Origin of the sequence: Pseudoxanthomonas mexicana, from assembly GCF_001556105.1 — a bacterium.
Taxonomy (GTDB): Bacteria; Pseudomonadota; Gammaproteobacteria; order Xanthomonadales; family Xanthomonadaceae; genus Pseudoxanthomonas_A; species Pseudoxanthomonas_A mexicana_A.
The window spans coordinates 1-12,645 of the sequence record NZ_LSIF01000031.1; the positions used below are offsets into that span (position 1 = coordinate 1).

12 protein-coding genes are annotated in these 12,645 nt (G+C 68.4%); 9 read left to right on the plus strand and 3 right to left on the minus strand.

Features of this window, described 5'->3' with window-relative positions; genetic code table 11:
* Positions 1-53 precede the first annotated feature (53 nt).
* From epmA to AX730_RS05330, 7 genes are all read left to right on the plus strand, one after another.
* On the plus strand, positions 54-1,034 hold the full coding sequence (epmA, locus tag AX730_RS05305) for an EF-P lysine aminoacylase EpmA (RefSeq protein WP_062353159.1): 981 nt from the start codon (positions 54-56) through the stop codon (positions 1,032-1,034).
* Between the two features lie 29 nt (positions 1,035-1,063).
* On the plus strand, positions 1,064-1,261 hold the full coding sequence (locus AX730_RS18370; RefSeq protein WP_269746984.1) for a DUF3011 domain-containing protein: 198 nt from the start codon (positions 1,064-1,066) through the stop codon (positions 1,259-1,261).
* A gap of 49 nt (positions 1,262-1,310) precedes the next feature.
* Positions 1,311-2,369 carry an S-methyl-5-thioribose-1-phosphate isomerase gene (gene mtnA / locus AX730_RS05310; RefSeq protein WP_062353058.1) on the plus strand — a complete coding sequence of 353 codons (1,059 nt, stop codon included), beginning with the start codon at positions 1,311-1,313 and terminating at the stop codon, positions 2,367-2,369.
* A 166-nt stretch (positions 2,370-2,535) separates the two neighbouring features.
* Positions 2,536-3,675 carry a GGDEF domain-containing protein gene (locus tag AX730_RS05315; RefSeq protein WP_062353071.1) on the plus strand — a complete coding sequence of 380 codons (1,140 nt, stop codon included), beginning with the start codon at positions 2,536-2,538 and terminating at the stop codon, positions 3,673-3,675.
* A gap of 103 nt (positions 3,676-3,778) precedes the next feature.
* Positions 3,779-5,581: an ATP-binding protein gene (locus tag AX730_RS05320; protein WP_062353075.1), complete on the plus strand. Its 1,803-nt coding sequence runs from the start codon at positions 3,779-3,781 to the stop codon at positions 5,579-5,581.
* Positions 5,578-6,018: a response regulator gene (locus AX730_RS05325; protein ID WP_062353078.1), complete on the plus strand. Its 441-nt coding sequence runs from the start codon at positions 5,578-5,580 to the stop codon at positions 6,016-6,018. The genes AX730_RS05320 and AX730_RS05325 overlap by 4 nt, the downstream gene beginning before the upstream one ends.
* Before the next feature lie 3 nt (positions 6,019-6,021).
* On the plus strand, positions 6,022-7,530 hold the full coding sequence (locus AX730_RS05330; RefSeq protein WP_062353080.1) for a hybrid sensor histidine kinase/response regulator: 1,509 nt from the start codon (positions 6,022-6,024) through the stop codon (positions 7,528-7,530).
* Between the two features lie 38 nt (positions 7,531-7,568).
* Here the strand turns inward: AX730_RS05330 and AX730_RS05335 are convergent, their stop codons facing one another.
* From AX730_RS05335 to AX730_RS05345, 3 genes are all read right to left on the minus strand, one after another.
* The gene (locus tag AX730_RS05335) at positions 7,569-7,895 is read right to left on the minus strand and encodes a hypothetical protein (protein ID WP_062353083.1); all 327 of its coding nucleotides are present in this window, start codon (positions 7,893-7,895) and stop codon (positions 7,569-7,571) included.
* 148 nt (positions 7,896-8,043) lie between these two features.
* Positions 8,044-8,457 (minus strand): hypothetical protein, encoded by a 414-nt coding sequence (locus tag AX730_RS05340; protein WP_062353086.1) that lies wholly within the window; start codon positions 8,455-8,457, stop codon positions 8,044-8,046.
* 277 nt (positions 8,458-8,734) lie between these two features.
* A complete protein-coding gene (locus AX730_RS05345; protein ID WP_062353088.1) occupies positions 8,735-9,088 on the minus strand; it encodes a hypothetical protein in 354 nt (117 codons plus the stop codon).
* A 176-nt stretch (positions 9,089-9,264) separates the two neighbouring features.
* Between AX730_RS05345 and AX730_RS05350 the strand changes: the two genes are divergently transcribed.
* Together AX730_RS05350 and AX730_RS05355 are read left to right on the plus strand one after the other, a co-directional pair.
* Positions 9,265-11,685, plus strand: a complete 2,421-nt coding sequence (locus AX730_RS05350; protein WP_062353091.1) for a DEAD/DEAH box helicase — start codon at positions 9,265-9,267, stop codon at positions 11,683-11,685.
* Positions 11,682-12,566, plus strand: a complete 885-nt coding sequence (locus AX730_RS05355; protein ID WP_062353094.1) for a ribonuclease H-like domain-containing protein — start codon at positions 11,682-11,684, stop codon at positions 12,564-12,566. Before AX730_RS05350 ends, AX730_RS05355 begins: the two co-directional genes overlap by 4 nt.
* Positions 12,567-12,645 lie beyond the last annotated feature (79 nt).

Consider the following 12,645-nt stretch of genomic DNA (forward strand, 5'->3'; position numbering starts at 1 on the left):
GGGTTGGGGTGAGGGGGGGCGCATTGACGGCTGGCCCGACGTGGCATCCAGCGATTGCAGATCAGTCCTGGGCGCCCTCCGCCCTGCGCGATGCGCTGCGCCTTCGCGCCTGGGTGAACCGTCTGGTACGCGAGTTCTTCTTTGCGCGCGACGTGCTGGAAATCGAGACGCCGATGATGTCGCGCGCAGGCAACACCGACGCGAACATCGCCTCGTTCTCGCTGGACTTCTCCGGCCGCACGGACGGCGCACCGCGCACGCGCTGGTTGCGCACCTCGCCGGAGTTTCCGTTGAAGCGCCTGCTGGCGGCCGGCGTGGGCGATTGCTTCGAACTGGGGCGGGTGTTCCGCGATGGCGAGGCGGGCGGTCGCCACAACCCGGAGTTCACCCTGCTCGAGTGGTACCGCGTGGGCTGGACGCTGGAGCCGCTGGTCGACGAGACGGTCGCGCTGGTGCAGGCGGCGCTGTCGATGATCGGGCGGGAGGCGACGGTGTCGCGCATCCGCTTCCGCGAGCTGTACATGCAGCAGCTCGGCTTCGATCCGATGACGGCCGAGCTGGACGTGGTGCGCAATGCCGCTTCCGGCATCGCCATCGACGGCGAGGGACTGACCCGCGACGACTGGCTGGACCTGTTGATGACGCACCGGCTGCAACCGGCGTTTGCGCGCGACCACATCACCGTCGTGCACGACTATCCGGCAAGCCAGTCCGCGCTGGCGCGCGTGGTCGACCGCGATGGCGTGGCGGTGGCGGAGCGCTTCGAGCTGTACCTGGGACCGCTGGAACTGGCCAATGGCTACCACGAGCTGACCGATGCGGTGGAGCAGCGTGCGCGGTTCGAGCGCGACGTCGCGCTGCGGCAGGCGCGCGGTGACGCGGCGCCGCCTTTGGACGAAGCCCTGCTGGCGGCGCTGGGACACGGCATGCCGGCCTGCGCCGGCGTGGCGCTGGGCGTGGACCGGCTGCTGATGGCGATGCTGGATACGCCGCGCATCGCCGATGTGCTGGCCTTCGATTTCGCGCGCGCCTGAAAGCCTGCAGAACTTCGCGCGCAGGTCGTGTGGACTGCGGGCGGTTTCGTGAGGTCGTGTTCATTTCCGACAAGGGCCGCACGCGCAGCTGCGCGGTCGACGGCCGCCGCGTGGACCTGGTGCGACCGCTGTCGAGCAGCGCCTGCATCGAAGGCCGCAGCTGGGGCCGCGACAAGCGGGGCGTGCGGGTGACGTCGGGATGCCGGGGCGAGTTCCGCGGCTGGTGAGTTCCACGAGGGGAACGGCCCGCTCACGGCGGGCCGGTACAATGCGGGCATGAACGACGCCATCGATTACGCCCGCTACGACCGTATCCGCCCCATCCGCTGGACCGGCACCGCACTGGAACTGCTGGACCAGCGCAAGCTGCCGTTTGTGGTGGAGTACCTGAGCTGCACCACCAGCGATGAGGTGGCGGCCGCCATCCACGACCTGGCCGTGCGCGGTGCGCCTGCCATCGGCATCGCCGCCGCCTGGGGCGTGGTACTGGCCTCGCGCGAGGTGCTGGCGGCGACGCCGGCCGAGGCGCTGGAAAAACTGCAACCGGCGCTGCAGCGCCTCAATGATGCGCGGCCGACGGCGGTGAACCTGGCCTGGGCCCTGGCGCGGATGCGCGCGGCCCTGCGTACCGCCGGCGGCGACTGGCGCGGCGTGCTGGAACTGGAGGCGCTGGCGATCGCCGAGGAAGACCTGGCCGCGAACCGCCACATGGGCGAACTCGGTGCGGCGCTGATCGGCGAGGGCAGTGGCGTGCTGACCCACTGCAATACCGGCTCGCTGGCCACCGCCGGCTTCGGCACCGCGCTGGGCGTGATCCGCGCCGGCGTGGCACAGGGCCTCATCGGCAAGGTGTATGCCGGCGAGACGCGGCCGTGGCAGCAGGGTGCGCGGCTGACCGCGTGGGAACTGCAGCAGGACGGCATTCCCGCCACGCTGATCGCCGACTCCGCCGCCTCGCACCTGATGAAGACCGGTGCCGTGCAGTGGGTGATCGTCGGGGCGGACCGCATCTGCGCCAATGGCGACACGGCCAACAAGATCGGCACCTACCAGCTGGCCATTGCCGCGCGCCACCACGGCGCGAAGTTCATGGTGGTCGCGCCGTCGTCCACGGTGGACATGGCCACGCCGAACGGCGACGTCATCCACATCGAGGAGCGCGACCCGGCCGAACTGCTCGGCATCGGGGGTACGCGCATCGTCGCGGAAGGCGTGGAAGCGTGGAATCCGGTCTTCGACGTGACGCCGGCGTCGCTGATCGATGCCATCGTCACCGAGAAGGGCGTGATCGAGCAGCCGGACGAAGCGCGCATGCGGGCCGCGTTCGGCGGATGACGCCCCAGGCCCGCGTGCCGTCAACTATCGACGCGGCACGTCAGCCGTGTGCGGTCGCCAGCATGGCGGTGGCGTGCGTGCCGGCTGACGCACACGGCCCGGCGCGGCGACCGATGAGGTGGCACGCGCATTGCATCGCGGGGGATGTCCCGTCCTGGAACCGCGCATGCACGTACGACTCGTCCACGCACCGATCGCGGTTCCCGGCCTGATGCACGACTTCCGCGTGCTGCTGTCGCGCCGCTCGACGCGTTCACTGGATGCGGCCGAGCGCGAGGACCTGGCCAGGGCCCAACTGCGTGCCACGCGTCCCATCGTCAGCGGCGTACTGCTGTGCGGTGCCGTGCTGATGGCGATCATCGCGATCTTCGAACTGGTGGACGTCACGCCGTCGATCGGCTATCCGGTATGGGCGCAGGTGCTGGCGGCGTTGGGCGTGGCGGCCTGTGCCGCCGGCGTCGCGCGCCTGGTGCAGTGGCAGCAGCGCCTGGTGCTGGTGCTGGCCGGCACGCTGCTGACAGGCGTTTTCATGAGCATGCCGTTGCCCGGTGCGACCGGCCAGCTGGCGTTGCGCACGGGCCTGTTCCAGCTGTTGCCGCTGGCGCTGATGGCGCTGATGGTGCGTCCGGTGTCGCTGCTGGCGCTGGCGCTGCTGATCGTGGTGATGGCGCAGCTGCGCATCGTGCTGCATGGCGCACCCGGCACCGGCACGGCGCTCTACTGGCTGTACACGTTGACGACGATCGGCTTCGGCCTGGTGCTGGCCGGGTATCGCACGGATTTCGCCGTGTCCGCCTGGCAGATGCGCCGACGCCTGGTGCAGCAGGCGCATACCGACGAACTGACCGGATTGCTCAACCGCAATGGCTGGAGCGAGCGTGCGGTCGCCCTGCATGCGCAGGCGCTGAGCGCCGGACGACCGGTCGCGGTGGTGGTACTGGATATCGACTACTTCAAACGCATCAACGATGACCACGGCCACGATGGCGGCGATGCGGTCCTGCAGCGCCTGGGCGGCATCATGCGCGCACGCGTCGGAACGGACGGCTGCGCGGCCCGTATCGGTGGTGAAGAATTCGCCGTGCTGCTGGCCGGGGACGATGCGGTCTCCGCGCAGGCGTTCGCGGAGCGCCTGCGCAACGAGTTCGGCAAGGCGCAGGCGGATCTCGTGGCGACCTTGTCCGCTGGCGTCGCGCATCACCAAGCGGGCGAATCCCTGCGCGAGCAGATGCGGCGTGCCGATCTGGCGCTGTACGAAGCCAAGCGCGACGGGCGCGACCGCGTTCATGTTGCCGGCGTTTCCTGAACGACCTGTTTCGATTCCAAATGTGACATGCCTGCGCTAGCATCGCTGGATACTCGCGCAGGCAGGTCGTTGCCTTGACGCGTCCAGTCGACGCCAGGGGAACATGAACGAAGAACGCGCCCGCACGATGTGGGGAAAATCGCGCCTGCCGGTATTGGGGCTGGTGATCCTGCTGATCGTGGTCGCGCCGGTCATGCTGTTGCAGCGGCTGTCCCGCGCCAACCAGAACGCGACGGACGTCGTCATCCATACCCACCAGGTGGAAGCCGCGGTGCTCGGGCTGGCGCTGGATGTGCGTGAAATGGAGAGCGCCGGCATGCTGATCGCGCTGGGTGCGGACCACCCGCTGGCCCGCCAGCGCCTGGTCACCGGGCGTACGTCGCTGCCGGAGCGGTTCGAGACACTGGTCCGGCTGACGGCGGACAACCCCGAGCAACTGGTGCGCATCGGACGCCTGCGTGAACTGGTCGATGCCCGCATCGAGGTGGTCGACCAGTTGATCGAGGCGCCGGAGGCCTACCGCGGCAGCGTGGTCGCGCCGCTGGCCACGCGTTTCCCGATCCGTGGCCTGCTGAACGACATCCTCAACGATGAGCGCGCGCTGCTCAGCCAGCGGACCGGCGATGCGGTGGAGCAGCGCAAGCGCATCGAATGGATCCGGATGATCGCGCTGGGTGCCCAGCTGCTGCTGCTGTCGCTGGTGCTGATGTCGCTGGGCCGGCAGGTGGCGCGCCGGCTGAATGCCGAGAGGAAGACCGCGCAGGCGAGCCAGCGCGCGCTGGTCGTGCTGGATACCGTCCGCGAGCCGATCGTGCTGCTGGACGGCGAGCAGCACATCCAGATGCACAACGCGGCGTTCGCGGAGCTGTACGGCATCGAGAAGGACCATCGGGTTCCCTCGCTGGATGATCTGGGCGTCGCGTGGCAGGACAAGATCATGCGCCAGCGGCTGCACGACGTGCTGGCGCGCGGGCGCGAGCTGTGGGATTACGAATTGCAGCAGGAAACCGCGGACGGCCTGCGCCGCACCGTGCTGCTCAATGCGCGTCGCATGCCGCTGCCCGATACGGACGACCACGCGGTACTGGTGACGGTCAGCGACATCTCGCTGCAGAAGACCGCGCAGCTGGAGATCGCCGCGCTGAACCGCCAGCTGGAAGGCAAGGTGGAGCAGGTGTCGGAAGTGAACCGCGAACTCGAGGCTTTCAGCTACTCGGTGTCGCACGACCTGCGCGCGCCGCTGCGTCACGTGGCCGGCTTCTCCGACAAGCTGGGCCGTCACCTGGGCGACGGCATCGACGACAAGAGCCGGCACTACCTCGGCGTGATCGGCGACTCCGCGCGCCGCATGTCGCAGTTGATCGACGATCTGTTGGTGTATTCGCGGCTGGGTCGCAGTGCGTTGCGCCTGCAGGCGGTGGACATGCAGTCGCTGGTCGCCGAAGCGCGCGCGATGCTGGATGCGAACGAGGACAACGACGGCCGCGCGGATCGCGTGCAGTGGCGCATCGCGCCGATGCCCATCGTGCTGGCCGACGAGAACATGATGCGCCAGGTCTGGAACAACCTGCTGGGCAACGCGCTGAAGTACAGCAGCCAGCGCGAGCGGTCGCTCATCGACGTGGAGCATCGCATCCAGGAGGACGGCAGCCACCTCTTCAGCGTGCGCGACAACGGCGCGGGCTTCGACATGGCCTACGCGGGCAAACTGTTCGGCGTGTTCCAGCGCCTGCACAAGGCCAGTGATTTCCCCGGTACCGGCATCGGCCTGGCCAGCGTCCGCCGGGTGATCGGCCGGCATGGTGGCCGCATCTGGGCCGAATCGGCGCCGGACGAGGGCGCCACGTTCTATTTCACCCTTCCTGCGGCGCTCGATGCTCCGCCTTCCAGAGAGAAAGACGCATGAGCGACATCCGCACCATCCTGCTGGCCGAAGACAGCCTGGCCGACGCCGAAATGGCGATCGACGCGCTGCGCGAAGCCAACCTGGCCAACCCCATCGTGCATGTGGAAGACGGCGTCGAAGCGCTGGATTACCTGTTCCGCCGTGGCGCCCATGCCGATCGTGAGGACGGCATGCCGTCGGTGCTGCTGCTCGACATCAAGATGCCGCGCATGGACGGGCTGGAAGTGCTGAAGCACATCCGCTCGGACGAGAAGCTCAAGCACCTGCCGGTGGTGATCCTGTCGTCGTCCCGCGAGGAGAGCGACCTGGCGCGCAGCTGGGACCTGGGCGTGAACGCTTACGTGGTGAAGCCGGTCGACATCGACCAGTTCTTCCAGGCGGTGAAGACGCTGGGCACGTTCTGGGCCGTCATCAACGAAACCCCGGCCGGAGGCTGACCGGTGCCGCAGTCCGGAACACCGCTGGGCCCTGTCCGCATCCTGCTGGTGGAGGACTCTGAACTCGATGCCGAGTTGCTGGTCGAGCAGTTGCAGGATGCCGGCATCGCCGCCGAATTCGTCCGCGTCGATGGCGCGGACGACATGCGGGCGGCTCTGGCTGGCGCTCCGTTCGACCTGGTCCTGTCGGACATGGAATTGCCGGGCTTTTCCGGTTACCAGGCGCTGCAGATCCTGCGCCGGCACGATGCACGGCTGCCGTTCGTGTTCTTCTCCGGCACGATCGGCGAGGAAGCGGCGGTCAAGGCCTTGCAGGAAGGCGCCAGCGACTATGTGCTGAAGCACTCCCCCGTACGATTGCCGTCGGCGGTGGCGCGTGCCATCCGCGAAGCGCGCACCGAGCGCGAGCGCGAGCATGCCGAGCGCGAGCTGATGCGTTCGCAGCGGCTGGACTGCCTGGCGATGCTGGCCGCGGGCCTGAGCCACGACCTGCGCAACATCCTGCAGCCGTTGCTGATCGTGCCCGACCTGCTGTCGACCTACAGCGACGACCCGAAGATCCTGCGCCTGGGCGCGGTGATTTCGGAAAGCGGCAAGCGCGGCCACGAAATGGCCGATTCGATGCTGTCGTTCGTCCGCGGTTCGCGCAAGGCCAGCGAGACCATCAGCGTGGCGGCGCTGTTCAGCGCGGTGCAGCTGCTGCTGCAGGGCAGCCTGTCGCGTCAGGTCCGGCTGACGGTCGAGCAGCCGCCGGAAGATCTGGTGATCGAAGGCAACTACACCGAGTTCCAGCAGTGCCTGATCAACCTGTGCCTCAACGGCATCCAGGCGATGGCGGAGCGGGGTGGCCAGCTGACCCTGTCTGCGCTGCCCGCGGTGGCGGCCGACGGCCGCGACTATGTGGTGCTGCGCGTGGCGGACGAAGGCAGCGGCATGGACGAGGCGACGCGGCAGCAGCTGTTCACGCCGTTCTTCACCACCAAGTCCAGCGGCACCGGCCTGGGCCTGATGTCGTGCAAGCGCATCGTGGAGTCGGTGCAGGGGCGGATCGAGGTGCGCAGCGCGCCAGGCCAGGGCAGCGCGTTCGAATTGCACCTGCCGGCACCCGCCATCGACGAATGGATGGGACTGGACGACACGACCTTCCTCGACGGCGAGGGCCGGCGCATCCTGCTGGTCGATGGCGACGCCACGCGCCTCTCGCTGCTGGGCAATGCGCTGGCGGCGCAGGGCTACGACCCCGTCATGGCGCCCGACGGCGCGAATGCGCTGCAGCAGATCGCGCGCGATGGTCTTCCCGCACTGGCGATCATCGACGACGACATCCTGCTGCTGTCGGCGGCGGATGTGTTGGCGGTGTTGCAGGAGGCGGGCTTCGACGGGCCGGTCATCCGCCTGCGCGAACCCGGCAGGCAGTCCGATGGGCGCGATTGCGCGGCCGCCGTGGTGAAGCCGGTGCAGGTGCAGTCATTGTTCGGTGCGATCGAACACGCGCTGGGGTTGCGCGCCTGACGATCCCGACGGGACGCAGGCGCGCGTGAGGACCTCGATCAGACGCGACCCATCGTGGGCGTCGGCTTCAAGCGCTGCCACACCGCGCGCATGATCGGTTGCGCGCGGTACCAGCCGATCGGCGTGTCCGGGCAATCGCGCTGCAGGCGGTCGCGCAGCGACGGCGCGATCTCCTCGAATTCCTGCCGGTGGTGCAGCAGGTAGGCGTCGTAGCCGATCTTCAGGCACCGCTCGAGATCGCCGACCGTGGCCCCGACCACCTGGAACGTGTCTTCATTGAGTCGCGTCTTCCAGTACGCCAGTTCGGCGTCGATATCGACGATCTGTGCGGTGGAATGGGTGCTGCGAGCGTACTGGCTGACCATGGTGATCCCCGTTTCGACATGGTGGTGACGGAACGGAGTTTTTGTTTTCCGCGGTGATGCTTAAGTGAAATAAAGGGCTTTTTAACCGGCATTTAACCCGGTGCAGGCGCATCGGTTCACTTTTGAAAAAGCCGCGTGATGGATGCCGTCAACGACGACGCACGGCGTCCGCCAGCAATGCGCGTTCCTCCATCGCGCCGGACGGCGGCAGGAACAGCGGAGGATCTTCCTCGAGGGGTGCGTTCAGGCGCTCCCATACGCGCGCGATGACGGCATGCGCCAAGGGCCAGTCCAGGCGCACGCCGCACACGATGCCGGCGTCATAGCGCGCGCGCAGCGTCGGCAGCAGTTCCTGCAAGGAACGCCGGTGCGAGAGCAGGTAGGTGTCGTAGGCGAACTTCAGCGTCGGCACGTAATGGCGGAAGGGCGTGCCGGGTCGGTGGAACGTCTGGTGCGCATAGGTGTCGGCCCAGAAGTGCAGTTCGGTCTGGATGTCGATGACGGCGCAGGGCATGGCCTCGTCGGACCACGCATGGGCAAGCGGATCGTGCAGGCATGGCATGGGGTCCCCTCCATGGCGCGAGGCCAGGCAGTGCGTGGACCGCATGGATGGATGACGGCCGGCGTGTGGACGCTGCGACCGCCTGCACCGCTCCGCTGCGACTGCGCGAAGCCCCTGTCGGCAACGTGGTACTCCATCTCCCCCGAAGGAGATGCGTGGCCCGCGACCCTGCCGGGTCTTGTGGTGGTCGCCCCTGCAATGAGGAACACGGCCGCCGGCGAGCAAGCCGGCCAGCCGTTCGTCGTCATCGGTGCCGCAGGTGCATCCGTTCAGTCGTTCAATGCGTGCGCAGGGGCTCGATCTCGTGCTCATCCAGCCATCGCCATGCTTCGCGCAACAGCGTGCGCGTCACCGGCCAGTCCGGCCCGGCATCGCCGCGCAGCCGATCCCAGTGGTCTTCCAGCGCGAGTTCGGTATCGAGGTCGAGCTGGCCTGCATGGTCGGCATGCGAGGCCGCGGCGAAGGCGTAGGCGCGGCATGCGTCTTCCCAGGCGACGTCCGGGTGCAGGCGGCGACGGCGTCCGTAGTCGTAGGCCGTGAAGGCGACGAACGCATCGTCATTCAACGCGGCGAGGCGGGGCGGCGTCTGACGGAGGGTGTCGAGCTGGGCGCGATAGAGCTGTCGGTCCATGGGGGGTCTCCATTGTCACCGTGACGTGGTATCGCGCCACCCGTTACCCGTGGGTGAGAAATCCCTTCGTTGCCCGCTCACAAAGCTGAGAGGGCGATGGCCGATCAGCGCGCGGTCAGTCTCAGTGGTTGAGACGACGGCGACGTCAGATGGCAGTCCGTCGACGAGAGACCGCCATGCCTGCCCAGACCGCCCTGATCCGTCGCCATGCCGACGAGGCCGCGCTGTTGCCCGCCACCACCGCCGATGGCCGTGCCCTGGCGGAACGTCTGTCGGGCAAGTATCGCGATCGCGTCACCGGCCAGTTCGTCATTCCCGCACGCGAAGGACGCTACGAGGCGCTGCCCGACGACTTGCCGGCGGCACTGGCCGACGCATTGCGCCAGCGGGGCATCGAACGCCTGTATTCGCATCAGGCCGATGCCTGGCGGCACGCGCAGGCGGGCGATCATCTGGCCGTGGTCACGCCGACCGCCTCCGGCAAATCGCTGTGCTACACGCTGCCGGTGGTGGCGTCGGCGTTGTCGAAGCGGGGCAAGGCGCTGTACCTGTTCCCGACCAAGGCACTGGCGCAGGACCAGGTGGCGGAACTGCTGGACCTGAGCAAGGCCGGCGACCTGGGCCTGAAGGCGTTCACCTTCGACGGCGATACGCCGGGCGATGCGCGGCAGGCGATCCGCCTGCACGGCGACATCGTGGTCAGCAATCCGGACATGCTGCACCAGGCCATCCTGCCGCACCACACCAAGTGGGCGCAGTTCTTCGAGAACCTGCGCTACGTGGTGATCGACGAAGTGCATACCTATCGCGGCGTGTTCGGCAGCCACGTGGCCAACGTGCTGCGCCGGCTCAGGCGGGTGTGCGCGTTCTACGGTGCCACGCCGCAGTTCATCGTCTGCTCGGCCACCATCGGCAATCCGCAGGCGCATGCGGAAGCGCTGCTGGAACTGCCGGTGCACGCGATCACCGAGTCCGGCGCGCCGAGCGGCGAGAAGCACGTGCTGCTGTGGAACCCGCCCGTGGTCAATCCCGACCTGGGCCTGCGCGCGTCGGCGCGTTCGCAGAGCAACCGCATCGCGCGGCTGGCGATCAAGGCCGGGCTGAAGACGCTGGTGTTCGCGCAATCGCGCACGATGGTCGAAGTGCTGACCAAGTACCTGAAGGACGTGTTCGACAGCGATCCGCGGTTGCCGGCGCGCATCCGTGCCTACCGCGGCGGCTACCTGCCCACCGAACGGCGCGAGGCGGAGCGCGCGATGCGCGACGGGCGCGTGGACGGGATCATCTCCACGTCCGCGCTGGAACTCGGCGTCGACATCGGCAGCCTGGATGCGGTGGTGTTGAACGGCTATCCCGGTTCCATCGCGGCGACGTGGCAGCGCTTCGGCCGGGCAGGGCGCCGGCAGCAGGCCTCGCTGGGCATCCTCGTCGCCAGTTCGCAGCCGCTGGACCAGTACGTGGTGCGGCATCCGGAGTTCTTCGCCGACAGTCCGCCGGAACATGCACGCACCGCGCCGGACCAGCCGATGATCCTGCTCGACCACGTGCGCTGCGCCGCGTTCGAGCTGCCGTTCCTCGCCGGCGAGCCGTTCGGTCCGGTCGATCCTTCGCCGTTCCTGCAACTGCTGGACGAGGACAGCGTGGTCCATCGCGAAGGCGACCGCTACGAGTGGATCGCCGACAGCTTCCCGGCCAATGCGGTCAGCCTGCGCTCGGTGGCCGACGGCAACTTCGTCGTGGTCGACCGCACCGATGGCCGCCAGGAGATCATCGCCGAAGTGGATTTCAGCGCCGCACCGCTGACGCTGTACGAGGGCGCCATCCACATGATCCAGTCCACGCCGTACCAGGTGGAGCGGCTGGACTGGGAAGGCCGCAAGGCCTACGTCACCCGCACGCACGTGGACTACTACACCGATGCGATCGACTACACCAAGCTGAAGGTGCTGGAGCGCTTCGACGGCAGCATCGCCGGGCAGGGCACCTGCCACCACGGCGAAGTGCACGTGGTGCGGCGCGTGGCCGGCTACAAGAAGATCCGCTACTACACGCACGAGAACATCGGCTACGGCCCGGTGAACCTGCCCGACCAGGAGATGCACACCACCAGCCTGTGGTGGCAGCTGCCGCCGGCGTTGCTGGAATCGGCATTCCAATCGCGGCAGGACGCGCTGGATGGGTTCCTCGGTGCCGCGTACGCGCTGCACATCGCCGCCACGGTCGCGGTGATGGCCGAAGGCCGCGACCTGCAGAAGGCGGTCGGCGATGGCGACGGCGCATGGTTCGCGCTGCCGGATACGCAGGGGCGTGGCCAGTTGCGCGGTAGCGAGAGCCAGGTGCTGTCGCCGGTGTCGGGCGAGCGCTTCGTGCCCACGGCCTATCTCTACGACAACTACCCCGGCGGCATCGGCCTGAGCGAGCCGCTGTGGCGGCGCCAGCGCGAACTGGTGCAGCGTGCGGTGCGTCTGGTGTCTTCGTGCGACTGCCGGGGCGGATGTCCGGCCTGCGTCGGTCCGGTGCTGGCGAGCGATGAAGGCGCCGAGACGTCTCCGCGCGCGCTGGCCGCACGCGTGCTGCAGCTGCTGGATGTCGCATGAGCGTCAGCCTGGAGAAACTGCAGCGGCTGCGACGCCAGGCCGGGCACGAGGGGGCTGTGTCGTCGCCCGCCCGGTTGCCGCCGGTGCACGATCCCTTGCCGGCGCTGCGGCGCATGCTGGGAATCCGCGAACGGGCGCAGGCATCGAGGGTCGTGCGCGCATGCGACCGTGCGCTGCCGGGCGACGAGATCGCGCCGGGCCTGCTGCGGCTGGAAGAGATCCTGCCGTTCGCTGCGGTGGCCCCGCACATCGACGGTACGTTCGCGCGGACGGGCATGCTGCCCACGGCGAACATGCTGTTCTTCGACACCGAGACCACCGGCCTGTCCGGTGGCACCGGCACGCGCGCCTTCATGGTGGGTGCGTTGGATTTCGTGCCCGGGGGATTGCGCGTGCGCCAGTTGCTGATCACGCACCTGTCGGCGGAGCCGGCGATGCTGCGCGAATTCTCGCGCTGGCTGGCGGAGGACACGCGCCTGGTCAGCTACAACGGACGCTGCTACGACGCGCCGCTGCTGGCCGCGCGCTACCGGCTGGCGCGGCAGGGTACGCCGCTGGCCGGTCTCGAGCATCTCGACCTGCTGTTCCCGGCGCGCCGGCGCTACCGCGGCGTGTGGGAGAACTGCCGGCTGGCGACCATCGAGTACCGCGCGCTCGGCATCGTGCGCGAGGACGACCTGCCGGGATCGGAAGCGCCCGGCGCGTGGCTGCAGTACCTGCGCGGCGGCGATGCCGGGCTGCTGCGGCGCGTGCTGCAGCACAACTTCCAGGACGTGGTGACGCTGGCGCACCTGCTGCTGCACCTGTCAGGCAGTGCGCCATCGCACGGATCCGGCGCCGATGCCGCACGCTGTCGGGAAACTTCCGACAGCGGAGTGTGAAGCGCTGCGCATTCCCCGCATCGTGTCTCAAGAATGTGCCGTCGCGGCCGACACCCTTGCTAGATTTCATTCAGTCCGT

Coding starts and splice junctions, on each gene's coding strand:
- AX730_RS05325 (WP_062353078.1), top strand. CDS start 5,578: ATGAGCGACATCCGCACCATCCTGCTGGCCGAAGACAGCCTGGCCGAC.
- AX730_RS05335 (WP_062353083.1), bottom strand. CDS start 7,895: ATGGTCAGCCAGTACGCTCGCAGCACCCATTCCACCGCACAGATCGTC.
- AX730_RS05355 (WP_062353094.1), top strand. CDS start 11,682: ATGAGCGTCAGCCTGGAGAAACTGCAGCGGCTGCGACGCCAGGCCGGG.
- mtnA (WP_062353058.1), top strand. CDS start 1,311: ATGAACGACGCCATCGATTACGCCCGCTACGACCGTATCCGCCCCATC.
- AX730_RS05345 (WP_062353088.1), bottom strand. CDS start 9,088: ATGGACCGACAGCTCTATCGCGCCCAGCTCGACACCCTCCGTCAGACG.
- AX730_RS05315 (WP_062353071.1), top strand. CDS start 2,536: ATGCACGTACGACTCGTCCACGCACCGATCGCGGTTCCCGGCCTGATG.
- AX730_RS05320 (WP_062353075.1), top strand. CDS start 3,779: ATGAACGAAGAACGCGCCCGCACGATGTGGGGAAAATCGCGCCTGCCG.
- AX730_RS05350 (WP_062353091.1), top strand. CDS start 9,265: ATGCCTGCCCAGACCGCCCTGATCCGTCGCCATGCCGACGAGGCCGCG.
- AX730_RS05340 (WP_062353086.1), bottom strand. CDS start 8,457: ATGCCATGCCTGCACGATCCGCTTGCCCATGCGTGGTCCGACGAGGCC.